This is a genomic window from Bradyrhizobium sp. AZCC 1678 (genome assembly GCF_036924765.1).
Lineage (GTDB): Bacteria > Pseudomonadota > Alphaproteobacteria > Rhizobiales > Xanthobacteraceae > Bradyrhizobium > Bradyrhizobium algeriense.
This window is the reverse complement of the sequence record NZ_JAZHSE010000001.1, coordinates 1,112,030-1,138,789: the sequence shown is the minus strand read 5'-3', so window position 1 is coordinate 1,138,789 and position 26,760 is coordinate 1,112,030. Positions and strand designations below refer to the sequence as shown.

Here is a 26,760-nt window from a genome sequence, read left to right as displayed (position 1 = left end):
TGTCTTGGGGATTAGAGCCGGTTCGGCGTGGTCAACAAGGCAGAGCGATAATTCGAATAGGGCTCATATAGTGGGTTTCATTGGGAATGCAAGGCTGCAGGGCGCTATCCCGGCAGGAATAGCGCGAAGGATTCATCAGTGGTCCGCCGCAAATGCTGGCGGTACAGCGAATAATTGGGATCGTCGGGCGAAACCCTGCCAAAGGTCGGATGAGCTACCATTTTAATCGGCAAATAGGCGATTGGTGCCGCGATCGGCGTCAGCAACGAGCCGCGCCCCGCGAGCAGCGTCGTGATGATCCCGTACATCTCGCCCGAAATCGCCAGATGCGCCACTGTGATCAGGCGATGCTGGCCGTGCCGGTTGGTGACGAGATAGATATGTCTCGACTGGTTCGGCACCGCCACCTCGCCGAACTGGGTGAAGGCCGCGTCCTGCCGTTCACTTTCGTGAAACACCAGCGAGGATGCCGCATTGTCCCAGGTGATCTCGGTGCGGTACGCGAAGATCGCGTCCTTGTCGCCGAACGAGGGGCGCACCGTGACATAAGTTCCTTCGATCCAGGCTACCGCGCGGCGCGAATAGGCGCCCAATCCATCCGGCGCAACCTCGCCGTTGGCGGTGGCCGCGGGCGCCGGCCCCTCCGGCGTCTTGCGCAGGGAGACGCCGAGCGCCTGCTCGAGGCGGACGGTGGTGGCAAGCGTGAACGGCCGGCGGCCGCCGAGCACCTTCTCCAGCGTCGACAGGCTGAGTTTCGCGAGTTCGGCCAGCGATTGCCGGGAGATGCGGCGGCGGGCGATCTCCTCACGAATGGTGTCGGCGATCTGCCGGCTTTGCTCGGCGGAAAGCTGCTTGTCCGACGTCGGCATCGTCACCTCTGGCTTATCCGCGCCAGTCTAGCAGACGCACAATCCATCACAAACCCGCACAAAACCGTCCCGACCGTGGCGGCGCACGGTGGCGGGCGACCGAACTAGGCCGATCATTCCGCTCGCGCCAAATCGCGGCTTTCCGCACCCTCACACCACGGCGAAATCGCCGTTCGGAGTGAGCAACATGACGACATGCGACGAAATCGAGGCCGACAAACGCAGCGAACAGCCCGGCCTGATCAGGCTGGTGCTGTTCTTCGTGATGCAGGGCGTTACCGTAATCCTGGTCGGGTTCGCGGCATTATTTTTGAGCTTTGAACCGGTGTGGTCGACTGAACGCCCGCAGGCCGCCTATCTCAAACCCGGTGACGCGCGCTCCGGCTCGCTGCTGCTGAAGAACGAAGAAGGCTATGCCGACGCGACGCGGCTCGGCATCGATGTCGATCTCACCGTATCGGGTCCGACGGTCCGCGCCCGCGTCACGCAGATCTTCCGCAATCCGACGAAGGACTGGGTCGAAGCAGTCTATGTCTATCCGCTGCCGTCGGGCGGCGCGGTCGATACGCTGAAAATGGTGATCGGCGATCGCGTCGTGGTCGGCGATATCAAGGAGCGGCAGCAGGCAAAGATCATCTACGAACAGGCCAAGCAAAATGGACAGAAGGCGGCGCTGACCGAACAGGAACGGCCGAACATCTTCACCAACTCGGTCGCCAATATCGGTCCCGGTGAAACCGTGCTGGTGCAGATCGAATATCAGGAGCCGGTCCAGCAATCCGGCAACGAGTTCTCGCTGCGGGTGCCGATGGTGGTCGCCCCGCGCTACAATCCCGTGCCGGTTGTCCAAAGCGTCGACTTCCGGCCCGACGGCGGCGGCTGGGGTTCGGCCAAGTCCGATCCCGTGCCGGATCGTAACCGCATCTCGCCCGAAGTACTCGACCCCGCAACCAACGCGCCGGTCAATCCGACCCGCATCACCGTGCGGCTGCAGGCCGGCTTCCCGCTCGGCGGGATCAAGAGCCACCACCATGCAATCAAGACCGAAAAGCCAGATGCAGGCACGAGCATCATTCGCCTGGCCGAAGGTCCGGTGCCGGCCGACCGCGATTTCGAACTGACCTGGAAACCTGTGGCCGAGAAGGCGCCCTCGGTAGGGTTGTTCCGCGAGCACGTCGGCGACAGCGATTACCTGCTCGCCTTCGTCACGCCGCCTTCGGTCGAACAGGCCCAGCAAAAGCCATTGCCGCGCGAGGTGATCTTCGTGATCGACAATTCCGGCTCCATGGGTGGCGTTTCGATCATTCAGGCCAAGGCAAGCCTCATCTACGCGCTCGGCCGTCTGCAGCCGAACGACCGTTTCAACGTAATCCGCTTCGATCACACCATGGATGTCCTGTTCCCCGCGGCCGTGCCGGCTGACAGGGAGCATATCGGCCAGGCCACCTCCTTTGTCGACGCGCTACAGGCCAGTGGCGGCACCGAAATGGTGCCGGCGATGCGCGCGGCGTTGTCCGACAAGGTCGGCGATGCCAGCTACGTCCGGCAGGTCGTGTTCCTGACCGATGGCGCGATCGGCAACGAGCAGCAATTGTTCGAAACCATCAATGCGCTGCGCGGCCGCTCGCGGATCTTCATGGTCGGCATCGGCTCTGCCCCGAACACCTACCTGATGACGCGCGCTGCCGAACTCGGCCGCGGCACCTTCACCCATATCGGTTCGGTCGAACAGGTCGAGGAGCGCATGCGGGGCCTGTTCGCCAAGCTGGAAAATCCAGCGGTGACCAATCTCACTGCAAAATTCTCCGACGCCACGGCCGATATCACGCCGGTCGCGATCCCCGACGTCTATCGCGACGAGCCGCTGGTTCTCGCGGCAAAGCTCGACAAGCTCACGGGCTCGATCGAGATCAAGGGCCGCATCGGCGACCGTCCCTGGGTCGTCACTCTGCCGCTGGCGAATGCAGCCGAAGGCAAAGGCCTGTCCAAACTCTGGGCGCGGCGCAAGATCGCGGATGCCGAGGTCGCGCGCACCACGCGGCAGGCGAACCCGGAAGATGCCGACAAGACCATTCTGGCGCTGGCGCTCGAGCATCAGCTCGTCACGCGGCTGACCAGCCTGGTCGCGGTCGACAAGACTCCGAGCCGTCCGGAAGGCACGCCGCTCAAGGTCTCGGAACTGCCGATCAACCTGCCGGCGGGCTGGAACTTTGAAAAGGTCTTCGGCGAACGCCTACGCCTTCCGGCAACGCCGACGGAACGGCGCGCTGATACGGAGGAAGCGCGGGTTCAGATCGCGGCGCTGAAGCGGGCACAGGCCGTCGTCACCCAGGCGCCCAGCACGGTCACGCTGCCGAGGACGGCGACTGACGCTGAACTGAGGATGATCGCGGGTGTGATCCTGCTCACGGTCAGCCTGATCCTGTTGGTGTTCACTCGACGTCAGTTCAATCGACGTCAGATGTCACTGCGTTGACGTCGGCTGAAAGGAGGAGGTCTCCCCAACCTCCCCTTCCAGAGCGCGCGCGGCTCCACCCGTCCCCCAAGGCCGCGCGCGCCGCTTTCTCGATGATCGTCATTGCGAGCGAAGCGAAGCAATCCATCCCTCCGCGAAAAGAAAGAATGGATTGCTTCGCGGAGCCTGTCATCGGGCGCGCATTCGCGCGACCCGTTGGCTCGCAATGACGGGAAAGCCAACATAATGCCCCGCTTCGTTCTCCCTCTCCTTCTCGCTTCCGCCGGCCTGATCCTGTTCGGCCAGGGGGCTTACATCCACGCCAAGGCGCGGCTCGCGCAGGTGCTGCTGGAACGGGCCTTTGAAAAAACCATCGCCACAGGGCGCGAGACAAAACCCTGGTCATGGGCCGACACATGGCCGGTCGCCCGCATCGAAGTGAAGCGGCTCCATGCCCGCGCCATCGTGCTCGCAGGCAGCAGCGGCCAGGCGCTCGCCTTCGGCCCGGGTCATGTCGAGCGGACGCCCGACGCCGGCGAACGCGGCGTGGCTGTCTATTCGGCGCATCGCGATACGCATTTCGCCTTCCTGAAGAACGTCGTCGTCGGCGACGAGATCGACGTCACAAGACACGACGGCCGGACGTTTAGCTACAGGGTCGATACGACCTCGGTCGTGCGCTTCGATGCCTCCGGCATCGATCCGCTCGCAGACGGGCATGAACTGGTGCTGTCGACCTGCTGGCCGTTCGATGCGCTGACGCAGGGGCCCGAACGCTATCTTGTGCACGCCACGATGCTCGGAGACGCGCCGCCTTCACGCGGAATTCTCCGCGAGCCGGGATATCGTGCGCGGCGCGAATGGCGCTGCGCGCGCAACGCGTGTTGCCACTCCCGCCAAGTCCCAATAGAAAGGCCTCAATCATAAGAAAACCATGGCGCGGCGTTCATGCTCGATCGCCATGGCCAAAGAAAACAACAGAGTTAAGGGATATCCATGGACGCTCAGGCAAGCACCGCATCGCATCAAGCCGAAAAATGGTCGCCTTCGCCTGATGCCAGCGACATCGTCAAAAGCATCCATGCGATGCTGCACCCGCGCAATATCGTTCTGGTCGGCGCCACCGACAAGCCCGGCAACTATGCCGAGCGCATCTGGAACAATCTGATCAAGTACAAGTACGAAGGTGGGCTGTTCCCGATCAACGCCAAGCGCGAAATGATCTGGGGCGTGCCCTGCTACAAGGATTTCGCCAGCCTGCCGGAAAAGCCCGATCATGTGCTGGTGCTGGTGCCGGCGCGTTTCGCGGTGCAGGTGATCCGCGATGCCGCAGCGGCCGGCGCGCGCTCCGCCACCATCGTTACCTCGGGCTTCAGCGAGTTGCAGGACGAGGATAGCCAGCGGCTGGCACTCGAATTGAAGGAGGCGGTGCGCGAGACCGGCCTCGCCGTCACCGGTCCGAACTGCCTTGGCAACTTGAGCGCAGGCGAAAAGCTGTTCACCAATATCGACGACCGCATCGTCACCATGGAAGCAGGTCCGGTGGCGATTGCCGGACAATCCGGCGCGATCGTGATGGCGATCCGCCAGACGCTCGAGGATCGCGGCGTCGGTGTCGGCTACATGGTCACGACCGGCAACGAGACCGGCCTCGAGACGCCGGACCTGATGGCCTATTTCGCCGCCGATCCCTCGATCCGCGTCATCGTGGTCTATCTCGAAGGCGTCAGGAATACGAAGGTGTTTCGCGAAGCCTGCAAGGCCGCGCGCGCTGCCGGCAAGCCGGTGATCGCGCTCAAGCTTGGCGCCTCCGAGGGCGGCCGCGCCGCCGCGATGGCGCACACCGGGGCGCTCGCCGGCTCGATCGAAACGTTCGACGCGATCTCGACGCGCGAAGGCGTGATCCGCGTGCGCGGGCTGGACGAGCTGATCGAGACCACCGAATGTTTCGTCCATGCCGATCCGCCGAAAGGCAACCGTATCGCCGCGGTTTCCCTGTCAGGCGGCAAGCGCGGCCTCCTGATCGATGCGTTCTATTCGGCCGGCATGAACTTCGCGCCGCTCAGCGCGAATGCAACCGAGCAACTGGCGCAAATGCTCGGGCCCGGCAGCATTGTCGGCAATCCGCTCGACGCGGGCTTTGCCGCTGTGGTCGATCCCTCGGTCTACATCAAGTCGATCAAGATCATGATCGACGACCCCGACACCGATATCGTCATCATCGACGCCGAACTGCCGAAGGCGCCGCACGAATTGCGCGAGCGCAATCTGCGGCTCGTCAACGAGATGGCAGGCGCCGCCAGTAAGCCCGTGGTCTATATCAGCGCGATGTCCATTGGATTCACTGAGTTCACCAAGGCTTTGCGCAAATCACTGCCGAACATTGCGGTCATGCAGGGCCTCGATCGCGCGGTCGGCGCGATCAAGTCGCTGATTGAATATTCTTCCCTGCGCAAGGAAGTGCCGGACATCGTGTCGAGCTCGAAGGCGTCCGCGCGCGCGGTGCTGGAGAGGGCGCTGAAGAGCGCCAACGGTGCCGCCGCACTGGACGAGGTCGCCTCGAAGAAGCTGCTCAAGGCCTACGGTATCCCGGTTTCAAAAGAAGAAATCGCGCAGACCGCGGCAGAAGCGGTGAAGATCGCCAAGAAGATCGGCTTTCCCGTCGTCGCAAAAGTCGTCAGCGCCGACATCCTGCACAAATCCGACATCGGCGGCGTGGTGCTGAACCTCAACAGCGCGGCCGAGGTGAAAAAAGCGTTCAACGATATCACCGGGCGGGTGAAGAAGCTGAAGGGCAAGCCGAAGCTCGAAGGCATTCTGGTCGCGCAGCAGGTCAAGGCCGACCTCGAACTCGTGGTCGGCGCCTCGCTCGACGCCGAGATGGGACCGGTGGTGCTGTTCGGCACTGGCGGCGTCGATATCGAACTGATGAAGGATGTCGCCCTCGCCGGCGCCCCGCTGGATGAGGCCGAGGCGAAGCAGCTGATCGCCAGAACGAAGGCCGGCGTGAAGATGAAGGGCTATCGCGGCAAACCGGCGCTGCACGAGCCTTCCGCCGTAAAGGCGCTGGTCGGGCTCTCCAATTTGATGGCCGACGCCGGCAACCGCATCGCCTCGATCGATGTCAATCCGTTCCTGATCAACAGCAAGGTCGGCGTCGCCGTTGACGGCCTGATCGTGCTCAACAACGATGCCGCGAACAAGGCGGCGGGGCATTAGCCACGGAAGCCGTAGGGTGGGCAAAGCGTAGCGTGCCCACCATCACGGGCAGAGTGCTTGATGGTGGGCACGGCGCAAGCGCGCCTTTGCCCACCCTACGGCACCGAGCAAGCTACAATCCCGCGCCCCATTTCTGCGCGGTCTGCACAATCCAGTCCCGATAAAGCGTAAGCGGCGTAACACCGGTCATGCCGCCGCAGCCAGCACTTCCGTTCGGTCCGGTCGACCAGCTCACCACGCCGACGATCAACGGGCCGCCTTGCTTGTCCTCGAAAACAGGCGCGCCGGAATCTCCTGTGCAGGCGCCGAGCCCCTCACGCGTGCCTTGGCTGACAGGATCGACAAGCCTGATCTGCAGCGTGCCCGGCTTGCCGGTTGCGACCAGGCCGGCGAGGCGGATGGTGCCGCCGCTCTTGCCGTCGCCGCGCACGGTCACGCCGATGCCGGCAATGGTAAAACGGCTGCCGACGTTGATCGGGATATCGGGCAATCCGAGCGCGGCCGGCGTCTTGCCCTTGGGCGCTGCCGCCAGATGCAGCAAGGCGACATCCGCCGTCGCGCGATGCGCCTGCATGGCCTGCATATTGAAGCCGGGGTGAATCGCGACGGTTTTGACGTCCTGGAGCGACGGCTGCCGGTCCGCACCATATTCGACGATCTTGTAATCCGCGCCGGGCTGCACGCAGTGCGCCGCGCTCAGCACCAGCTTCGGCGCGATTAACGCGCCGGTGCAAAAATTACCGCGCGAGCCGACGATGGTGACGACCGAGTGGGCCACACCTTCCGTTGACGGCGAACCGCCGCCGACGATGGCGTGCGCGGGAACGGAGAGCAGCGGGGTAAAGCTGGCAATAAGGCCGGCAGTCAAGCGAGACAGGATTTTCATCGGCGCAGCAATAACCCGCGCAGCGCATGTCGCCAAGCGCCCGATCGCACTGGTTCCAGCGGGCAATTCGTGTTAGCCGCTCGCCAACGCATTTGTTTCAGGCAGGGCATGATGATCGAGGCAGTGATCTGGGATTTCGGCGGCGTGCTGACCACCTCGCCGTTCGAGGCATTTGCGCGGTATGAGACCGAGCGCGGGCTGCCCGCCGACATCATCCGGCGCACCAACGCCGCCAACCATCTGGAAAACGCCTGGGCCAAGTTCGAGCGCGCCGAGGTCGATATCGAAGCGTTCGACGAATTGTTCGCGGCCGAATCGCTGGCCTTGGGCGCGGCGGTTCGCGGCAAGGACGTGCTGCCGCTGCTGTCGGGCGATCTGCGGCCCGAGATGGTCGAGGCGCTCAAGCGCGTGAAGGCGCAGTTCAAGACCGGCTGCATCACCAACAACCTTCCCGCCAACGCCATCGGCAGCCACAGCGGCCGCACGCTCTATGTCGCCGAAGTGATGGCGCTGTTCGACCATGTCATCGAGTCGGCAAAAATCGGCCTGCGAAAACCCGACCCGCGCATCTACCGCATGATGGTCGAGACGCTGAAGGTCGATCCCAAGAACTGCGTCTATCTCGACGACCTCGGCGTCAACCTGAAGCCGGCGCGCGAGATGGGGATGACCACGATCAAGGTGGTCAATGCGGCGCAGGCGATTAACGAGCTGGAAGCTGCTACCGGGCTGGCATTGCGCTAGGCGGAAAATGGCGGAATTTGCCGCCGCCCATGTCCAAACGACGCTTGTTCTTTGCCGGGAACGCAGGCAGAACACTCTGAAATCCATCGAATTCGGAGTTGAAACCCGTGGCTGATATCAGGCCGTCGGCCTCGATCGAGGCAGTGGAAAGCGGTCTTGCCGCGCAAGGCTATATTGCGAGCCGCCAGATCGCGACCGCGGTCTATCTGGCGCAGCAGATCGAAAAACCCATTTTGGTCGAAGGCCCCGCCGGCGTCGGCAAGACGGAACTTGCAAAAGCGATCGCCGCCTGGCGCGGCATGAAGATGATCCGCCTGCAATGCTATGAGGGACTCGACGAAGCCAAGGCGCTCTACGAGTGGAAATACGCCAAACAGCTTCTGTACACGCAGATCCTGAAGGACAAGCTCGGCGAAGTCCTCGGCGGCGCTCCGACGCTGGAAGCGGCGCTCAATCAGCTTCACGATTTCGGCGATGTTTTCTTCTCCAAGGAGTTCGTCGAGCCGCGGCCGTTGCTGCAGGCGCTGGAACAGCCGGCCGGCTGCGTATTGCTGATCGACGAAATCGACAAGTCGGACGCCGAATTCGAATCGCTGCTGCTGGAAATCCTCAGCGACTTCCAGGTGACGATTCCGGAACTCGGAACAGTCGTCGCCGTCGCGCCGCCGACCGTGATCCTGACCTCGAACAGCGAGCGTGATCTCGGCGACGCACTGAAGCGGCGCTGCCTGCATTTGCATATCGGCTTCCCCGAGCAGAGACTGGAAGAGCGGATCGTCGAAAGCCGGGTGCCCGGCATCTCGCAGACGCTGCGCAAGCAGATGGTGGGCTTCATTCACGAGGTCCGCACGCTCGATCTCAAGAAATTACCGTCGGTCAGCGAAACCATCGACTGGGCGCGTGTGCTGGTGCTGTTGCAGGCGCCCGAACTCGGCCACGAGATGGTCAAGGATACGCTGAACGTCCTCCTGAAATACGAGGCGGATATCGAGGCCACCATGCCTCAGGTCTCCACCTTCATCGCCAAGGCCTCGCGTCAGAACGTCTTCGGATAGACAGGGGATGAGAGAGAACCTGCATCGCTTCTTTCGTGCGGCGCGGGGCGCGGGGGTGAGACTCTCGCCGGCCGAGAGTATTGACGCGATGCGCGCCGTCTCCAAAGTCGGCTTTGCCGACCGGACGGTGCTGCGCGATACCTTCCTCTTGACGCTGGCCAAGACGCAGGATGAGAAGAAGGCGCTTGGCGACTGTTTTGATCTGTTCTTCGATCAGCCGGAGCCGCAATCTCCACCTGAAGACAGCAAGGCCAACGAAGAAGACCAATCGGGATCCAGTCCCTCATCCGATTCGTCTGATGACGCCAGCGGCGGCGGCGAGCAGGCCGAGGGGCTTGGCCAGCTCGCCCAGATGCTGCTGGCGCAGGACCGCAACCAGATTTCGGCGGCCATCGCCAACGCCGCGAGCGCGGCGTCGCTGTCCGACATCCGCTATTTCACGCAACGCGGTATCTTCTCAGGCCGCATCCTCGACCGGATGGGCATCGAGCGCCTGCGCGACGATCTCGATAATCTCGCCGAAACCAACCCTGCCCTGGCCGAGCGGCTGACCAATGCGCTGGACGGGCTGCGCGGAACGGTCCGCGACACCGTCTCGCAGGCGCTGATGCTGTACGGGCGCGAGGAAGCGGAAAACCTCCGCAATGAGATTTTGCGTAACGCGCCGCTGTCGCGGATCGAGCCGCGGCAGGTCGAGCAGATGCGGCACCTGATCCGCCAGATCGCCCGGCGCCTGCGCGAGCGCTACTCCAAGCCGCGCAAGCGCCAGCGTCGCGGCCATCTCGACGTGCGCCGCACCATCCGCCGCAACGCCGCCTGGGGCGGCGTGCCGTTCCTCACCGCGTGGAAGCGCCGGCACCGCGACAGACCGAAGATCGTGGCACTCTGCGACGTCTCGGGCTCGGTGGCGCGAGTGTCCGATTTCTTCCTGCTGTTGATCCACAGCCTGCACGAGGTCGTGGACGATGTCCGCTCGTTTGCGTTCTCCGGGCATCTGATCGAGGTCAGCGACATCCTGGAATCCAAATCGCCGGAAGAGGCGATGGCCGAGATCATGTCCAAGGTCGGCTTCGGCTCGTCCGATTACGGCAATTCCTTCGACGATTTCGAACACGGCTGGATGAGCGCGATCACGCCGCAGACTACCGTGATCGTGCTCGGCGACGCCCGCAGCAACAACCTCGATCCCCGTGCCGACATCCTTCGCCGCATCGCCGAGCGGTCGAAGCGGGTAGTCTGGCTCAATCCCGAGGGCCGCATGGCTTGGGGCTGGGGCGATTCCGAAATGCCGCGCTATTCGACCTTCTGCACTGTTGTTCGCCAATGCGCCACCGCAAAGCAGCTCGAACGTGCGGTGTCGGATATCGTGGCGAGCTATCAGTAAGCGCCTTCACGCATCGATCGCCTGCTTGATGCGCTTGCGCGTCAGCGGCAAATTCCGCAGCCGTTTTCCCGTGGCATTGGCAATGGCGTTCGCAATCGATGCCGCCGCCGGCCCCTGCCCGGTTTCGCCACTGCCGAGGAACGGCTGCCCTGGCCGGTCGATGATGTGAACCTCGATGCTGTCAGGCACGGCGTCGAAACGCAGGATCGGGTAGGTCTGCCAGTCGATGCTGGTTATCCTGGTGTCGTCGAAGGCAACGCTTTCGTACAGTGTCCAGCTCATCGACTGCACGATTGCGCCTTCGATCTGGTTGATCAACCCGTCCGGATTGACCACCTGCCCGCTGTCGACCGCCGCCACCGCGCGGACCAGACGTGGACGGCCGGTCTCCCGATTAACCTCAACCTCGGAAGCAATGGCGCAATAGGCCGCCAGATTCTTGTAACGCGCAAAGGCAAAGCCAAAGCCGCGATCCCGTGGCGCTTTCTGGCCGCGCTTCCATCCGAAATTAAGCGCCGCCCTTTCGATCACGGCACGGCCGCGCGGATCCTCAAGATGCTTCAAACGGAATTCGACCGGGTCGGCGTCGGCGAGGCCGGCGAGCTCGTCCATAAAGCTCTCGATCGAAAACACGTTGTGATAGGCGCCGAGCGCGCGCATCGCCGAAATCCGCAGCGGCATCGCCGGGATGAAGTGGTGCACCACCTGCGCATTGGGAAACGTGTAAATCGGGATTGCGTTGCGGTCACCGCCGCCTTCCGGCAGCGGCAACGGCCTGGGAGCAGGCACGGCAAAGGGTTGCGCCATGTGCTGCGCTGCCAGCATCGATCCGGCGCCGCCCGGCCGCATCGAGTGCGTATTGCTCCAGACATCGAAATGCCAGTCGGCGATCCTGCCATTGCCGTCGAGCGAGGCCTTGAGTTTCGTCACCATCGCCGGGCCGAACGGCTCCCAGGCATGTTCCTGTTCGCGCATCCATTGCACGCGAACGGGGCGGCCGGGCAATGCGCGGGCGATCAGCGCGGCGTCGGCCGCGGCATCGTCGGCGCCATTATGGCCATAGCAGCCGGAGCCTTCGACATGGATCAGGCGAACGCTGGCCGGAGGCATGCGCAACATTTCCGCGATGCCCTGACGATCGGGATAGACGCCTTGCGTATGCGTCCATACCGTCATCGCGCCATCGATCAATTGCGCCACGGCACAAGACGGACCGATCGATCCGTGCGCCTGATAGGGCCGCGTATAGGTCGCCTCGATGGTCTTCTGGCCAGTGACTGCGGGATTGCTGCGCTCAAAGATGGTCGTGTTCTGCGAAGGCAAGCCAGTCAAGACGCGCGGTAGATCATCCTGCTTCGGCAAGCTTGCGGTCTCCTGCCACTTCGCGGCAGTGGCAAGCGCATTCATCGCCTTGATCGACTGGAATTCCTTTTCCGCAACCACCGCAAGGAAATTGCCGTCACGCACCACCTTGACGACGCCGGGCAGCTTCTCCACAGCGACGGTATCGCATTCCGTCAGTTGCGCGCCATAGCTCGGCGGGCGCACGATGCGGGCGTGCACCATCCCGGGCAGTCGCATGTCCTGAACATAGGCGGCACCGCCGGTGACCTTGGCGGGGATATCGACGCGCGGCACAGGCCGGCCAATGACCTTGAATGTCGCCGGGTCCTTCAGTTTCGACTTCGGCTGCGCCTGGACATGCAGCATATCGTCCCGGACGAGTTCACCATACGACAGACGTTTACCGTCAGGTGCGATCACCGCACCGTCTGCCGTCCGCAGATTTTCGAGCGGCAGTCCAAGCCGCCCTGCTGCTTCTGCAAGCAGCAGTTCGCGCGCCTGCGCCGCCGCGTTCTGGATCGCGGTGCCGCTGTCCTTCATGGAGTTACTGCCCGCCGTATAGCCCTCGTTCGCAGTCAGGCGCGTGTCCGCCGTCGTCACCTTGAGAGATTCAAAGGCCACGTCGAGTTCCTCAGCCGCGATCTGCTGAAACGCCGTCTTGAAACCCTGACCGAGTTCGGCCTTGCCCGTGAACACCTCAATACTGCCATTGGCGTCGATGCGGATCCATGCGTCGAGATAGGGCGAATTTTTCAAGCTGCCGGGCAGGCTCGGTGCGGGAGATGCTGTGGACGCGCCTTGCTGCTGCGCCAAAGCGCCTGACAACGAGAAGCTGACAATCAGCGCGCCGCCGCCTGCCAGCACGCGACGGCGATCGATCATCGCGGGGGCGTTCATCGGGCCCTCCTGTCGGCCGTCGACGACGCATCCGCGCTGTCCATCAGCCTCGCCGCGCGACGCACCGCGCGCAGGATGCGCATGTGGGTGCCGCAACGACATAGATGAGGCTCAAGCTCGGAGCTGATCTGCTCATTGGTCGGCCTGGAATTTCTCTGCAGCAAGGCCTGCGCCCGCATCATGATTCCGGCGATGCAGTACCCGCATTGCGCTGCCTGCTCTTCCATAAAGGCGCGCTGGATCGGCGCGGGCTCCGACGTCGTGCCGAGGCCCTCGAGCGTCGTTACCTGCTTGCCTTCCAGTAAAATCATCGGCGTTACGCAGGAGAGCACGGCCTTGCCGTCGACGATCACCGTGCATGCGCCGCATTGGCCCAGTCCGCAGCCGAATTTGGCGGCGTTGAGCTTGATGTCTTCGCGCAACACATAGAGTAGCGGCGTATCCGGATCGGCATCCACCTGGTGCTCCCGACCGTTGACCTTCAATGTCATCATGGCTTTTCTCGCTGCTGAGAATCGGCGGGCGGGCTGCGCGGCGCGGGCGATGTCTGGAGAAATGCAGTCTGCGCGCGGCGTGCATCTTGAACCGTCTTTTCAACGCCAGACCATGGCGGTTGGTTGCTGAACCGCGCGCGCAGATAATTCAACAAGGCCGAAACCTGCGCATCGGTCATGCTGGCGGCAAATCCGGGCATGATCGGGCTGCGTTCGCCTTCGATGGCCTGGACGCCGGACAGCACGATATTGGCGAGATTGCGCGGATCGGGGCTGGCGATCGCGGTACTGAGAGCCAGATTGACCCCGCCATAAGGCAGCGGCCGTCCGCTCGCATGGCATGAGGCGCAGGCAGCGGCATAGATCGACGCACCGGCCGTGTTGGTTTGGGAAGCGGGGACCGACGATGCTTTGGCTTGTTCCAGCGCGGCCTCGCCCTGACGTTTGCGATCCGGCGTCGGCGTTCCCGATACGCCGGCCATGTAGACCGCGATCGCGCGGACGTCGCTTGACGGAACCGAGGACAGATTACTGACCACCTCCGCCATCGGCCCGCGCGCCGTGCCGTGGTCGGGGTGCCAGCCGTCGCGCAAATAAGCGAACAGGGCATCAGCATCCCAGGGCACCGGCGCGTGGGACCGATCGTTGAGCGCATAGGCGTGCCAGTTGTCGACATCGCCGCCGGCAAATTGCGCGCTGCTGCGTTCAGCACCCAGCGCATTGCGTGGCGTGTGGCAGGCGCCGCAATGCGCCAACCCCTCGACCAGATAGGCGCCGCGGTTCCATTCGGCGCTTTGCCTGGGATCGGGCTGATAGGTGCCGTGACGAAGGAAAAGCAATTTCCATCCGGCAATGGCGAACCGCTGGTTGAACGGGAAGGAAAGCTGGTTTTCGCGCGCCGGCGCGCGGACGGGCTGCCGCGTCATCAGGAACGCATAGAGTGCCCGGTCATCCTCGTCGCTGACATTGGTGAAGTGGTCGTATGGGAATGTCGGATAAAGGTGCTGCCCTTCACGATTGACGCCAGAGCGCATCGCGCGCTGAAACGCGGCTTCCGACCATCGCCCGATTCCGGTCTCCGCATCCGGCGTGATGTTCGAGGAGAAGATCGTGCCGAACGGGGTCGGCACCGGCAGACCGCCGGCAAAGTTCTTAGCCCCGCGCACGGTATGGCAATTGCTGCAATTGCCGATCGCCGCCAGGTCGCGACCTCGCTTGACGAGAGCGGCATCGAAGGCCTGCGGCCCGGGCGGCTCGACCGCCGCAATCGCCGGGCGCCACACGATTGCAAAGGCAGCCGCCGCGCCGCCAAGCAGCACGACGGCAACGATGCTGACGACAATTCGGGACGGTCCCGTCATGCGGTCCCTTGCGCTCCCTTTGCGTTTATAGCGGTTGGGTTGTATTTTAACACAGTTCGCCCGCCGCCGTTCACCCGTGGGAGCATCAATTACCGCAAGTCTGCCCTGCAGGGAGCCCGCACGGCCGCGCACCCGGTGGGAGTGTCGAATCTGGATTGGACGTGCCATGATCGATGGTAATCTCGACTTCCTGCCTCAAGAGCGCCTGCGCGCGAACCCCGATCGGACGACATAATCCCCATGCCTGCTCCCGCCGCCCTTCACCGCGACAGTGTTCCTGATGCGCTGTCGGTGCTGAACTCGGTATTCGGCCTGCCCGCCTTCCGCGGCGCGCAGGAGGAAATCGTTCGCCACGTGACGGACGGCGGCAACTGCCTGGTGCTGATGCCGACCGGCGGCGGCAAGTCGCTGTGCTATCAACTGCCTTCACTGCTGCGTGAAGGCTGCGGCATCGTGGTGTCACCGCTGATCGCGCTGATGCGCGACCAGGTCGCGGGACTGCTGGAGGCCGGCGTCAACGCGGCGGTGTTGAACTCGACGCTATCGTTTGACGAAGCCTCGGAAGTCGAGCGGCGGCTGCTCGCCGGCGACCTTGATCTGCTCTACGTCGCGCCCGAGCGGCTGCTGACGCCGCGTTGCCTGTCCTTGCTCGGACAAGCCAACATCGCGCTGTTTGCGATCGACGAGGCGCATTGCGTGTCGCAATGGGGGCATGATTTCCGCCCTGAATATATCGGCCTGTCCGCGATCGCCGAACGCTTTCCCAACGTGCCGCGCATTGCACTGACCGCGACCGCCGACGAAATGACGCGCAAGGAGATCGTGGCCCGCCTCGGGCTTGCCGGCGCGCCAAGCTTCGTCGCGAGTTTCGACCGCCCGAATATTCGTTATGAGATCGTCGAAAAACAGAATGCGCCGGCCCAGCTCAAGGCCTTCATCAGCGAACGCCACGCCGGAGACGCCGGCATCGTCTATTGCCTGTCGCGCGCCAAGGTCGAGGACACCGCTGATGCCCTGACCAAGGCCGGTATAGCTGCGCTGCCTTATCACGCGGGCCTCGATGCAGGCCTGCGCGCCCGCAACCAGGATCGCTTCATCAACGAGGACGGCGTCGTCATCGTTGCCACCATCGCGTTCGGCATGGGCATCGACAAGCCCGACGTGCGCTTCGTGGCGCATCTCGATCTGCCGAAAAGCATCGAGGCCTATTATCAGGAGACCGGACGCGCCGGGCGCGACGGCAAGCCCTCCAGCGCCTGGATGGCCTATGGCCTGTCCGACATCGTGCAGCAGCGCCGCATGATCGACGAGTCCACCGGCTCCGATGCGTTCAAGCGCGTCTCGATCGGCAAGCTCGATGCGCTGGTGGCGCTGGCGGAAACCGCGGGCTGCCGGCGCGGCCGCCTGCTCGGTTATTTCGGCGAGAAAGCGACCTCCACCAGTTGCGGCAATTGCGACAACTGCCTGTCGCCGCCGCAGCTTCGCGACGGCAAGGTCGCCGCGCAAAAGCTGCTGTCCTGCGCCTATCGCACCGGGCAGCGTTTTGGCGCCATGCACCTGATCGATGTGCTGGTCGGCCGCCTGACCGAGCGCGTCACCCAATTCGGCCACGACAAGCTATCCGTGTTCGGCATCGGCAACGATCTCAACGAGAAGCAATGGCGCGCCGTGGTCCGCCAATTAGTCGCCATGGGCCATCTGCGGGCCGACAGCGAAGCCTTTGGCGCGCTGAAACTAACGGAGAGCGCACGCGGCGTACTGAAAGGCGAGACGGAAGTCATGCTGCGCGAGGCGGCACCCGGCACGAGCATCCGCGCCAGCCGCGCCAAATCAAGGCGCGGCGATCTGGCGCCGCGCGCCGAGACTAAGCCTGCGGACGCCGGCCTGCAGGCGGCGCTGCGGGCATGGCGGGCCGATATCGCGCGCCAACGAAGCGTGCCGGCCTATGTCGTGCTGCATGATTCCACCATCGACGGCATTGCCGCCGCACGGCCGGCAACGCTCAACGAGCTCCGCAACATCGCCGGCATCGGCGACAAGAAGCTCGAACACTACGGCGACGAGCTGCTCGCGCTGGTGCGGGCGGCCGAAGCGTAAGCCTCAGCCGTTACGGAAGGTATAGGCGTATCCGTTGATGGCGGGCGCGCCGCCGAGATGGGCGTAGAGCACCTTTGATCCCTTCGGGAAGTAGCCCTTGTTCACGAGATCGATCATGCCCTGCATGGATTTTCCCTCGTAGACGGGGTCGGTGATCATGCCTTCGAGGCGCGCGCAGAGCCGGATTGCCTCCTTGGTCTCCTCTGAGGGAACGCCGTAGGCCGGATAGGCATAGTCCTCGATCAGCACACAATCGTCCTCGACGATCTCGCGGCCGAGGTCCACAAGACCGGCGGTGTTGCGGGCGATGTCGAGCACCTGGGCCTTGGTCTGGGCCGGGGTGAAGGAAGCGTCGATGCCGATCACCTTGCGCGCGCGGCCATCTTTGGCAAATCCCACCAACATGCCGGCGTGGGTCGAACCGGTGACCGTGCAGACCACGATGTAGTCGAAAGCGAAGCCGAGTTCCTTCTCCTGCGCCCTGACCTCTTCGGCGAAACCGACATAGCCGAGCCCGCCATATTTGTGCACGGAGGCGCCGGCCGGGATCGCATAGGGCTTGCCGCCCTTCGCCTTCACGTCTGCGATCGCCTCTTCCCAGCTTTGGCGAATGCCGATGTCGAAACCTTCGTCCACCAGCTGCACATCCGCGCCCATGACGCGGCTGAGCAGGATGTTGCCGACGCGGTCGTAGACGGCGTCCTCGTGCGGCACCCAGCTTTCCTGCACCAGGCGGCACTTCATGCCGATCTTGGCCGCAACGGCTGCGACCATGCGGGTGTGGTTGGACTGCACGCCGCCGATCGAGACCAGCGTGTCGGCATTGGAAGCGATCGCGTCGGGGATGATGTATTCGAGCTTGCGCAGCTTGTTGCCGCCGAAGGCCAGACCCGAATTGCAGTCCTCGCGCTTGGCATAGAGCTCGACCTTGCCGCCGAGATGCTGTGAGAGCCGCTCCAGCTTCTCGATATGGGTGGGTCCGAAGGTAAGCGGATAGCGTTCGAATTTTTCCAGCATTGACGTCCCCGTTGATGGCCTGATGTCCGGAGAACGCCCTATCACCGGACGCAGGAAAAGTGCTCTCAAAGTTGGCCGCTGATATATGCGTAACTTGCGCCTTTCTTGGATAATGTTAGCTTTTCATCCAATATTGAGCACTTATCCGAGAGATTCTTTCATGGCCGGCAGGATCGACCGCATCGACCTTAAGATATTGCGCTTGCTGCAAAATAGCGGTCGGCTGACCAATGCCGAGCTGGCCGAAACGGCCGGCGTCAGCGCCGCAACCTGTCACCGGCGCACCCAGCGCCTGTTCGACGAGGGGTTCATAGCAGGGGTCAGGGCGATGGTGGCGCCGCGCAAGGTCGGCAAGGGGGCGCTGGTCATGGTGGGCGTCGTGCTCGACCGGTCGACGCCGGAGAGCTTTGCCGCCTTCGAGCGGGCAATCGCCCAACTGAAATTCGTGCTGGATTGCCATCTGGTGGCCGGCGATTTCGACTATTTCCTCAAGATCCGCGTCGGCGACATGGAGGATTTCAACCGCATCCACGGCGAACAATTGATCGCGCTGCCGGGCGTCCGCCAGACTCGGACTTTCTTCGTCATGAAGGAAGTGGTCGACAACGCGCCGCTCGATTTCTGATTGCGGTTCGGCGCTGCAAAATGGGGCTATCCTGCCTTGGTACACTGCCGGAACCTTGCGAGACTCTGGTCACACCGCGTGCCATGTCCTATCAACCGGGCATGACCATGAAGCTTTGCCGGCAGGCTTTCGCCCTTGCCATCATTTTCATTGCAATGCCGGCCCGCGCCTCGGACGAACTTCAGCGGCAAGAGCCCGATACCGTCATCTTTGCGATGATGTCCGGCAAGTGCAGCACGCTCAAGGTCGCGGGACGGGATTTGGCCTGCCGGGCCGTTGCCTTCTTCCAGACTGAGGAAGGCCGGGCGAATTTTACCGTGGCGATCGACGATCCCAGTGACGACAGCCACATCATCACGTTCTCCGGCGACAACGGGCGAAGGCCGGAGGCCAATCTGTACGAATTGCCGATCGACCGGATGCTGCTGAAATCCAAGGACAGGCCGAAGGCCGACGGCCTGCCGGTGCCGTCAGTCGAATCGACCGCCGGCCTCTGCAAACAGGTCGGCAACTTCGTGACGCTCGAACTTTCCAGCATCACCTGCAGCGCTGTCGACAAGAACGGCAAGAAATACGAACTGCAGTACCAGTCCGACGGCGCGCCGATGGCGGTGCGCCGCATCAAGCGGATGCGCGTCGGCAGCCCCGCGGTGTCGCCGTTCGACGATGTGAAATAAAGCGCGGGGCGCGAAATGAAGGCCGCCGGCGGAAAACCGACGGCGGCCAGTGTCGATCCGCGCATGGCTCGCGACTGCGCGGACAAGCTCATGTAGTTTGAAAGTCCTCCCACGGAGTGGAGGCTATCCGTCAAAGTCGAGCGATTGCCTTCACGCGGGCTTTACCGTGAGCCGCTTCGCTCGCGTCCGCTCCTCGTTGGCAGGATGGAGCTCGCGATATCAAACGCGACGGCCCATCGCGGCTTTTCTTCCTCCGCGCCGGGCACGTTGATCTGAACGCCGACGCCGTCGCTGATCGTATAGGACGCGGCCAGTGCGGCGGCTTCGAGGGCGGCGCCCCGCGAATCGTAGACGCCGCCGATCTTGACGTTGTCAGCAAATACCGACCAGCCCAGCGGCGCCTTCACGATTTCGAACACTGATCGTTCCATTAGCTCACCCCGTATCGTTTCACCTGTATCGCTTCCGCCCCTCGCCCACGTGACGAATCCTGACCATGGGAGCGTGGCGTCGGGACGTGGGCTTGTCGCCGGCGGCCTTCGCCCGCCAGGCGGAAGCCCGCAACCCCGTCAACGAATACAACGCCGGTGCAGGCGCGATTTCCTTCCGCACGGCATCGACAATTCGATCGAATTCAACTTCGCCCATCGCACGCTCCATTGCGCCAGTCCGGCATTCTGCCGTCAGGAGGATAAGAGAGACCGCGCTGGTCACAGATCGCCATGCAAGTTTGTTGTTTGAAGGCTCGCCCGCGGTCGCTTCGATGGCAAAATGGGGTCGAAATCGGGAACGGCCGGACCATGCCTCGCGAAACCAGTGGGCCCTGATGACCCGCTGGGTTCCCCCTTGGCCCAACTTGCCTCATGCGTGCTAGATTCGGCCACGAATCAGGAGGGTTTGCATGCCGGTAGACAGTGACAGCGCCATTGCGTGGCACCGCGCCCAGCTCAAGAAGCTTCGCGAGACCTTGAAGAACATCGAAACCGCGAGGTTCATGGTGGGCGAGGCCGCCCAAGCGAACAGGACCGGCAAGACGCAGAAGACGATTGCCGAACTCGAGCAGAAAATCCGGCAGTCGCAGCACATCATCGCCGCCTATGAACGGCAGACCCGGCGGCCGCTTGCGACGGACCAGCGAAGCCTCGCCAGCGTTAGCTGGAGCATCTGGACTGCCCAGACCGCGCATGGCCGCGGCAATTCGCGGTAAGCGTCGAGCGGCCTGAAGCCCGGCAGTGCAGCGATGGCCTAAGGACGGCGCCTTCCCCTCGGGAGGCGCGGGCCGCCAATGCGATTGCAATGGAGGAGATACTCACCCTCATCCTTCCATGCATTGGTCTTGAGGATATCTTTTCGAGCCTGATTCGGCACACAAACCCAAGCCCCGCTCCCAATCCGGCGTCACCCGGTGGTGAGGAAAGTCCATGCCTCCGACCAACGCAAAGCGACAGCCGGATATGGGTTCACACCTAGATGGGTTAAGCTGAGCGATCAACACGCCCGCTGCCAGATATCTGGCTTGCCAGCCATTCCGCTTGGGTCATTGCGGTGGACATCGTGGTAATCTCCACATTTGAGCCTTTCAACGCGTCCTTGAGCTGCGCAATTCGGTAGTCTGCGAGCTGTGGCCCCTCAAGACCTGCTTCGCCGGGTCCGCCAAAGCCGAGCTGTTGGCCAAGCGAGCCATACTCGTCATGCAGTTCGGTGACTCCGCTGTTGTAGACGCGGCCGACAACGACGCCGTTGATCTTGATTTCAGATCGAACTCCGCTGGGGTCATTGCCCCACTCTTCGCTCGAACCCGACGGGTTGGACGCAGCGCCGGCAGGTCCAACGGATGCAGGTCCGCTTGCCGCAGAGGACGCCTTCGACGCGGCAAGCGCATCGACGCGATCATTATAGAGCTTGTGAACTTCATCACTCGACATGCCGAGAAGATTGCCTGCAAACTTTAACGCCATCTCGGTCGAGGGATCATTGTTGAGTGCGGATTGAAAACGCCCGATCTCCGACTGCGAAGAGGCAACTTCATTCTTGGCGCTGGCTAACTGCGCGTTCCAGGAGTCGCGTTCCTTCTGTGACGTCTGCGGGGGCAGGTTTTCAATGACGGAACTTAGTCTCTGCACGGCACTCTGGTCGTACTGGAGCTTGGACGTAAAGCCTTGGACGCTTTCCCGGCGCCCAGAATTGGTCTTGATGAGGCTGTCGATCAAGCTCTGCGCGCGAGCACTCGTGCCGGGCAATTTCGCGGCATCGACCGATTTCGCATCGGCGGTCGTAATTAGCTGTGCTGTCGTCGCCTTCGGAGTGCTGGCGTAGTTCAAATAGCTCGGTGACGTGCTGAAGCCGGTTATCATGATGGATCCCCCTTGATTACAGAAGCCATCAGTCACTTAGCAATTCTCATGCCGCGAAATTCTACTTTCCCACCAATAGCGTATGATCTCGTTTCCCGGAAAATGCTGCCGCGCGTGGAATAATTTGCCGCCCCTAGTTACGCAGAAAACGTGTCTACGTTACGCAGAAACGTGTCTACGAACTTCAATCTTCATTCTACGAGTCAGAGCAGGGGCGAGCTTTGGGTTCGATTCGACTGCTGCCAGCGGCGACAAGGCGTAAAACCCTAGAGCGAAAGCTGCGTTCGTATCCCGTGCAAAATCGCCGTAGTTGCCGTCCTGGATAATCCATGAATGGAGCCCCACGACTAGGGTATCAGCCATCTGCACGGCCTCGCTTGCGTTTAAGGATTTCCCTTGGCACCCGAGCCTAAGACCAGCCAACGGCTCCCAAAAGCGAAACGGCGTTAACGTGGTTCATCCCGAGTTCTTCGCTGTCTCTTTTTCCCTCGCCTTGGCCTTGCAGGAGATCAGGAACGTAAACGCCCGCGCATTGCGCGCGATGTCGGCCGTCTTCAACTCGTCCTTGGCGTCGGAGATCTGATAGGGCACCACGCTGTTATCGAGAAAGTCCCGCAGCGCCCCGGTCTTGATGGCGAAATTGATGTTCTCGGGAATGTTGCCCGTGGCCCTCACGAACTTGATGGCGTTCAGTTTCGCCGCGACCACGCCGACCACGTCGCCGCTGGAGGCCAATAGCGGCCCGCCGCTGTTGCCGGGTTGAACCGCCGCGCTGATCTGCAGAAAGCGCGTGTCGTTCAGGATGCCGCTGAGCGAGCTCACGATCCCGGTCGTCACCGTGAAATCGGATGTCAGCAGCCCATGAAAGGGATAGCCGATCGCTACCACGGTGTCGCCGGACTGGATCGCCTTGTCCCTGATTTTGGCGATGTCCTTGAACGAGCCCGTCACCTGCAGCAGCGCAAGATCGTTGGTCTCGTCGCTCGACACCAGGCGCAGTTTGGCGGGCGCCTCACCGGACGGATTGCCCTGGATGTCGCCGACGCAGCCCTGCACCACGTGCGCATTGGTCACGAGGTGTCCGTTCGTGCTCACAAGGAAGCCGGTGCCCTTCTGGTCAAACAGTCTGTCGGGCTTCGCCGGCGCAGAGTCCGGTGCCGCCACAGCGACCGCCTTAGCTGCGGGAAGGACCGAGAAATCGCCGGCACTGGCCACGCCCGATTGCCTGACCTTGGCAACGCAGTTCGCCAAAATGGGCAGTAGCTGTCCGGTCTGATCCAGGCTGAACTGGAAGAGCTGCCCTTGCGTATAGGCCGTCATCCCCTTCGCCTTTCGGAATTGGGCGATGAGCGCGGAATTGCTCGGCATCGGCACGCGAACCACCTTGTCGCCGATCGGGATACCATGGACATTGAAGGGTTGCTGTCCATCGAATGTCAGGGTCAGCGGAAAGGCCTGTCCTGGCGTGAGCGTCCATTGCTCATGCATGAACCCCAGACCCCACCCGCCATTGCCGTCGATCGTCACCATGAAGTAGACGCCGCTGGCGTATCGGGCGCCTGCGGCACAATGCGAAAAAGATCCGGTCTGGTCGTTGGTGTAGGCCCCGCCCTGCCAGTTGCCGATGCTGATCGAACCGTAAGGCCCGCGCGCATCCGCATTCGAACTGGCAAAAATCGTACACAACAAAGCTGCGATTGCAGCAGCACGGCATTTCATACGTGTATTCCCCACAGACCCAGGGTGAGCATATTTATCTTTGCAACCGAAGTCCATTTGGGCCGACGCAGGAGGCCGATATTTGCCCGCCCTTGCTGTTTCCCGTGCTGCTGATCCCGGAGTTTCGGCCCCCGCCACCAGCGCGATAAGCGCGTGCGCCAACCTCCTGTCGGATAGCTGGCGCGTGCCACACCAGAACAACTGGCCCCGAGGCTCATTGGCAGCGACCAAACGCCCCGGTGCCGCCTTGTTTCCGACCCATCATTTTAATGGATCACGCGTGGCATCTTGCATACGGTAGGGTCCCGCTGCCCCCTGTCCATTCCGGCTAGACGCCGGAACCAGCGAGGCAAAAACAACCGCGCCGCTGACAGCGGACGCCAATCTGCAATAGCCGAGGAAAATGCTGTGAAACCAAGAGTTGCCGCGCTGTTTACACTCCTGGCGGTCGTTTCCGCCATGGCCGGCCAGGCCCAGGCCCAAACATGGCCGGACAAGCCGATCACCTTCATCGTGCCGTTCGCGGCCGGCGGCGGCACCGATGCCTTTGCCCGTCCGCTGGCGGCCCAGCTCGACACGCAACTGGGCAAGCGCGTGCTGATCGAAAACCGCGCCGGCGCCGGCGGCACCGTTGGCGCATCGCTCGCATCAAAGGCCGCGCCGGATGGCTACACCTTCTTCATGGGCGCGGCCCATCACGCCATTGCACCCTCGCTCTATCCCAACCTCGACTACAATTTCGAGAAGGACTTTATCGCGGTGGCGCTGATCGCGCGGCCGCCGCAGGTGGTGGTCGTCAATCCGGACAAGGTCGCCGCCAAGACGCTCGCCGAGTTCATCGCCTACGCCAAAGCCAATCCGGGCAAATTGAACTACGGCTCCGCCGGCGCCGGCACCACGCACCATCTCGCGGGCGAGCTGTTCAAGATCCTGACCAAGACCAGTATCCAGCACGTCCCCTATCGCGGGGCCGGCCCCGCGATGCAGGATCTCATCGCCGGCCACGTCCCGGTGGTGTTCGACGGGCTCGGCTCGTCGGCAGCGCCCGTCAGGGCCGGACAGTTGCGCGCGCTCGCCGTCGCCGCACCGAAACGCGTGCCTGCATTCCCCGATCTTCCGACCGCCGCGGAAGCAGGCCTGGCTGGATATGAAGTGTCGACCTGGTACGGCCTGTTCGCACCGAAGAACACGCCGCCGGCGATCGTCAATCAGATGGTCAAGGAATTGCAGAAGGCGATGCAGACAGCCGCCATCAAGGAAGCCTGGGAGCGCAACGGCTCCGATGTCCCCGATGTCACGGGTCCTGAATTCGCGAAAATGGTGTCCGCGGAAATCGAGCGCTGGCGCAAGGTCGTGACGGAAGCGAACGTGAAGCTGGACTAGCCTTCGGCAAAACAGGCTCGCAATTATATAAGACGAGAAGCCGGCACGGCGGAGAGCTTGAAAGAGCCTCCGCCGTCGCTATGCGAATTCTGCAGGAAGAAGACGTTCCGATCCGAACCAAGGCTGAGCGGTAAAACATCTCGGCCCGCCAGCCGAATGCCGCATTGCTTGCGGGCTTATTGGAACGGATCTTCTTCGCGCCAAACCTGGCTGATCAGTTACTCACGCGCACGCCATAGCGCGTAAAGTCATCATCGATCCCGACCCGGATGGCCTTTGCCGCGGAAATATCGGCATCGCCGCCAGCCTTGTCGCCGTTCTTGAGCCTGGCAAGCCCGCGCCCATAGAGCGCACTCGCCAGCTTCGGGTCGAAGCGCAGCGCGGAACTGAAATCGTCGATCGCCGCGTCGGCTTTTCCCATCTTCAGGTGGATCAGTCCACGCGAGTCATAGGTGACGGCGTCGTTCGGCCACGACTGAAGCACCTTGTTGCAGTCCTCGAGCGCCGCCTGCAACGAGCCGAGGATGGCCCGGATCCAGCAGCGCCCGCTCCACGCGGCTTCCAGATTGGGATCGAGGCGAATTGCCTCGTCATAGTCCCGCGCCGCGCGATCGTACTCGTTCTTTTTCAGGTAGACTCCGGCACGGTTGATGAAAGCTCTGCCGTAGTTCGGATTGAGCTTGATCGCTTCGTCCAGGGCTTTGAGGGCGAGGTCGTATTCGCCTTTCCTCAAATAGGCCGCGCCGCGGTTGTTGAAGGCCTTTGCGAAAGTCGGATCGAGCTTGATCGATTGATCGAAATCCAGGAGAGCGCGATCAATGTCTCCGTTTGCCGTATGGGCATTGCCACGATTGTTGTAGGCAATCGCGCGCGCCCTCGCCGTACCCTGACCGGAATCGATAAACGCTGTGCAACCATTGATTCGGACTGCAAACGACGTGCGATCCGAACCGTTGCACAACGTAATGTTCTCGAGATAGTCGCTCTTCTTGGGACTCTGCGCGGCAGCCAGCGACCCGAACAGCGCCAAGGCAAAAGCAGGCGCGAGCCGCTGAATGACGCGCCGGCTCGCACTGCATTTCATATCAGGCTCTCCGTTCCTGACGCTGGCGAAGGGGCGACCGTCGATTTGAAGTCCCGGACATGGTTGGCTGACGAATCTCCCGCACCGCGAAACGGGCCTAGCACCCGCGACAGATGTTCAGATTTGATTTTGGATAGGGCTTTTGCTCGGGTTGCTGTATCGCTGGTGCTCCGGGCTTTCGCGGGCCCCTATTCTTACCTTCTTCAATGAGCGTCGAAAATCTGACTGTCCCGTCATCCGAAATTTCGACGCGTGGTGTCGTGCCTCGAATGCCCATGGTCGCAACCGGGGTGTCGACCTTCATATCCCCGGTCTTCGCGACCTGGCCCGCGACAAAAGTGAAAGTGCCCTTGCTCAGACTGAACAAGGTCGAGTTGGACGCACTCTTCGGGTCGTACACGAACTCGTCCAAAGCCATGCGCGCGTTGTTCGACAGATTGAAGGAGCTGCCATCGGTGAAGTTGATGCCGACCCGGCCGTCGGCGCCGGTTGCAACGATATCGCCCTGATAGACGAGATCGCCTACCTTCGCCTGACCAGCTTGACCTGCGGTGCTCGCCTGAACGACCACCGCATTCGCACGCTCAATCGTGACCGAACCTGTAGCGACAACAACTTTTCCAATTGGTTTTGACACGACATCCTGAACGGCGGACCTGACTTGCGCGTGGGCCGGCGCGACGAAAAATCCGGCTGTCGTCAGAACGAAGCCTGTCACCAATGCGGCAATGGCATGCGTGCGCATGATCCCCCCTTCCTGAGAAGATCTGGTCCGAGAGCGTTCACGGCCTCTTTGAATCGTCGGTCACGGCGACCTTAGACCCGATGTCTGGGGAAGGCATCATCTAGCGTTCGCTCGAAAGGATTACTCCTTTTGAGCCTAAAGCCTAACGCCCGTGGATTGGTTAACTTGAACCAGGAACTCTCGGCGGCTGGCCGTCTGGGCTGGCAGCATCGCGATTCTTTGACCTCATGGGCGGGGCAGGCCGGTCCATGAAAAATCGCACGAGGTAAGTGGCAGATGGGGTTTAGCCATGCTCGTCGGGTCCCACGCCGAGACAGGGGACGAACGTAGGGCCGCTGTGGCCCCGCTTCC

21 protein-coding genes and 1 pseudogene are annotated in these 26,760 nt (G+C 62.5%); 11 read left to right on the top strand and 11 right to left on the bottom strand.

The window, feature by feature from the left end; genetic code table 11:
- Nucleotides 1-104 precede the first annotated feature (104 nt).
- Nucleotides 105-869, bottom strand: a complete 765-nt coding sequence (locus V1294_RS05380) for a helix-turn-helix domain-containing protein (RefSeq protein WP_334495620.1) — start codon at nucleotides 867-869, stop codon at nucleotides 105-107.
- A gap of 187 nt (nucleotides 870-1,056) precedes the next feature.
- Here V1294_RS05380 and V1294_RS05375 point away from each other — a divergent pair, with 187 nt between their 5' ends.
- The 3 genes and pseudogenes from V1294_RS05375 to V1294_RS05365 all read left to right on the top strand — a co-directional run bounded on the left by V1294_RS05375 (nucleotide 1,057) and on the right by V1294_RS05365 (nucleotide 6,543).
- Entirely contained in the window at nucleotides 1,057-3,345 is a 2,289-nt protein-coding gene (locus V1294_RS05375; protein ID WP_334495618.1) for a marine proteobacterial sortase target protein, read from the top strand.
- Nucleotides 3,346-3,570: 225 nt separating this feature from the next.
- Nucleotides 3,571-4,128: pseudogene (locus tag V1294_RS05370) on the top strand (class GN sortase); the annotation flags it as partial.
- Between the two features lie 192 nt (nucleotides 4,129-4,320).
- Complete coding sequence (locus V1294_RS05365; RefSeq protein ID WP_334495617.1) at nucleotides 4,321-6,543, top strand: acetate--CoA ligase family protein; 2,223 nt, start codon at nucleotides 4,321-4,323, stop codon at nucleotides 6,541-6,543.
- Nucleotides 6,544-6,655: 112 nt separating this feature from the next.
- Here the strand turns inward: V1294_RS05365 and V1294_RS05360 are convergent, their stop codons facing one another.
- Nucleotides 6,656-7,429 (bottom strand): S1 family peptidase, encoded by a 774-nt coding sequence (locus V1294_RS05360; RefSeq protein ID WP_334495616.1) that lies wholly within the window; start codon nucleotides 7,427-7,429, stop codon nucleotides 6,656-6,658.
- 108 nt (nucleotides 7,430-7,537) lie between these two features.
- Between V1294_RS05360 and V1294_RS05355 the strand changes: the two genes are divergently transcribed.
- The 3 genes from V1294_RS05355 to V1294_RS05345 all read left to right on the top strand — a co-directional run bounded on the left by V1294_RS05355 (nucleotide 7,538) and on the right by V1294_RS05345 (nucleotide 10,612).
- Nucleotides 7,538-8,173 carry an HAD-IA family hydrolase gene (locus V1294_RS05355; protein ID WP_334495615.1) on the top strand — a complete coding sequence of 212 codons (636 nt, stop codon included), beginning with the start codon at nucleotides 7,538-7,540 and terminating at the stop codon, nucleotides 8,171-8,173.
- A 107-nt stretch (nucleotides 8,174-8,280) separates the two neighbouring features.
- Entirely contained in the window at nucleotides 8,281-9,228 is a 948-nt protein-coding gene (locus tag V1294_RS05350) for an AAA family ATPase (protein ID WP_334495614.1), read from the top strand.
- A 7-nt stretch (nucleotides 9,229-9,235) separates the two neighbouring features.
- A complete protein-coding gene (locus tag V1294_RS05345) occupies nucleotides 9,236-10,612 on the top strand; it encodes a vWA domain-containing protein (RefSeq protein WP_334495611.1) in 1,377 nt (458 codons plus the stop codon).
- Nucleotides 10,613-10,618: 6 nt separating this feature from the next.
- Here the strand turns inward: V1294_RS05345 and V1294_RS05340 are convergent, their stop codons facing one another.
- From V1294_RS05340 to V1294_RS05330, 3 genes are read right to left on the bottom strand one after another with little or no spacing between them, the layout of a single operon-like run.
- On the bottom strand, nucleotides 10,619-12,853 hold the full coding sequence (locus V1294_RS05340) for a xanthine dehydrogenase family protein molybdopterin-binding subunit (RefSeq protein WP_334495609.1): 2,235 nt from the start codon (nucleotides 12,851-12,853) through the stop codon (nucleotides 10,619-10,621).
- Nucleotides 12,850-13,347: a (2Fe-2S)-binding protein gene (locus V1294_RS05335; protein WP_334495607.1), complete on the bottom strand. Its 498-nt coding sequence runs from the start codon at nucleotides 13,345-13,347 to the stop codon at nucleotides 12,850-12,852. Before V1294_RS05335 ends, V1294_RS05340 begins: the two co-directional genes overlap by 4 nt.
- Nucleotides 13,344-14,708 (bottom strand): cytochrome c, encoded by a 1,365-nt coding sequence (locus tag V1294_RS05330; protein WP_334495605.1) that lies wholly within the window; start codon nucleotides 14,706-14,708, stop codon nucleotides 13,344-13,346. The genes V1294_RS05335 and V1294_RS05330 overlap by 4 nt, the downstream gene beginning before the upstream one ends.
- Before the next feature lie 240 nt (nucleotides 14,709-14,948).
- On the opposite strand from V1294_RS05330, the gene recQ reads away from it, so the two are divergent.
- Nucleotides 14,949-16,805, top strand: a complete 1,857-nt coding sequence (gene recQ, locus V1294_RS05325) for a DNA helicase RecQ (RefSeq protein WP_334495603.1) — start codon at nucleotides 14,949-14,951, stop codon at nucleotides 16,803-16,805.
- Between the two features lie 3 nt (nucleotides 16,806-16,808).
- Here recQ and V1294_RS05320 read toward each other — a convergent pair whose 3' ends face one another.
- Nucleotides 16,809-17,822, bottom strand: coding sequence for a 1-aminocyclopropane-1-carboxylate deaminase (locus tag V1294_RS05320; protein ID WP_334495601.1), 1,014 nt, complete (start codon nucleotides 17,820-17,822; stop codon nucleotides 16,809-16,811).
- A 160-nt stretch (nucleotides 17,823-17,982) separates the two neighbouring features.
- On the opposite strand from V1294_RS05320, the gene V1294_RS05315 reads away from it, so the two are divergent.
- Both V1294_RS05315 and V1294_RS05310 read left to right on the top strand, forming a co-directional pair.
- Nucleotides 17,983-18,447 carry an Lrp/AsnC family transcriptional regulator gene (locus V1294_RS05315; protein ID WP_334495600.1) on the top strand — a complete coding sequence of 155 codons (465 nt, stop codon included), beginning with the start codon at nucleotides 17,983-17,985 and terminating at the stop codon, nucleotides 18,445-18,447.
- Between the two features lie 83 nt (nucleotides 18,448-18,530).
- The gene (locus tag V1294_RS05310) at nucleotides 18,531-19,124 is read left to right on the top strand and encodes a hypothetical protein (protein ID WP_244608678.1); all 594 of its coding nucleotides are present in this window, start codon (nucleotides 18,531-18,533) and stop codon (nucleotides 19,122-19,124) included.
- 161 nt (nucleotides 19,125-19,285) lie between these two features.
- Here the strand turns inward: V1294_RS05310 and V1294_RS05305 are convergent, their stop codons facing one another.
- Entirely contained in the window at nucleotides 19,286-19,555 is a 270-nt protein-coding gene (locus V1294_RS05305) for a hypothetical protein (RefSeq protein ID WP_108522754.1), read from the bottom strand.
- A gap of 470 nt (nucleotides 19,556-20,025) precedes the next feature.
- Between V1294_RS05305 and V1294_RS05300 the strand changes: the two genes are divergently transcribed.
- Nucleotides 20,026-20,331: a hypothetical protein gene (locus tag V1294_RS05300; protein ID WP_334488430.1), complete on the top strand. Its 306-nt coding sequence runs from the start codon at nucleotides 20,026-20,028 to the stop codon at nucleotides 20,329-20,331.
- A 268-nt stretch (nucleotides 20,332-20,599) separates the two neighbouring features.
- On the opposite strand, the gene V1294_RS05295 is transcribed toward V1294_RS05300, so the two are convergent.
- Nucleotides 20,600-21,514 carry a hypothetical protein gene (locus tag V1294_RS05295; protein WP_334488427.1) on the bottom strand — a complete coding sequence of 305 codons (915 nt, stop codon included), beginning with the start codon at nucleotides 21,512-21,514 and terminating at the stop codon, nucleotides 20,600-20,602.
- A 420-nt stretch (nucleotides 21,515-21,934) separates the two neighbouring features.
- A complete protein-coding gene (locus V1294_RS05290) occupies nucleotides 21,935-23,197 on the bottom strand; it encodes a S1C family serine protease (protein ID WP_334495598.1) in 1,263 nt (420 codons plus the stop codon).
- 408 nt (nucleotides 23,198-23,605) lie between these two features.
- Here V1294_RS05290 and V1294_RS05285 point away from each other — a divergent pair, with 408 nt between their 5' ends.
- A complete protein-coding gene (locus V1294_RS05285) occupies nucleotides 23,606-24,580 on the top strand; it encodes a Bug family tripartite tricarboxylate transporter substrate binding protein (protein WP_334495596.1) in 975 nt (324 codons plus the stop codon).
- A gap of 214 nt (nucleotides 24,581-24,794) precedes the next feature.
- Here V1294_RS05285 and V1294_RS05280 read toward each other — a convergent pair whose 3' ends face one another.
- The gene (locus V1294_RS05280) at nucleotides 24,795-25,664 is read right to left on the bottom strand and encodes a tetratricopeptide repeat protein (RefSeq protein WP_334495594.1); all 870 of its coding nucleotides are present in this window, start codon (nucleotides 25,662-25,664) and stop codon (nucleotides 24,795-24,797) included.
- Between the two features lie 97 nt (nucleotides 25,665-25,761).
- On the bottom strand, nucleotides 25,762-26,409 hold the full coding sequence (locus tag V1294_RS05275) for a FecR family protein (protein WP_334495592.1): 648 nt from the start codon (nucleotides 26,407-26,409) through the stop codon (nucleotides 25,762-25,764).
- Between the last annotated feature and the right edge of the window lie 351 nt (nucleotides 26,410-26,760).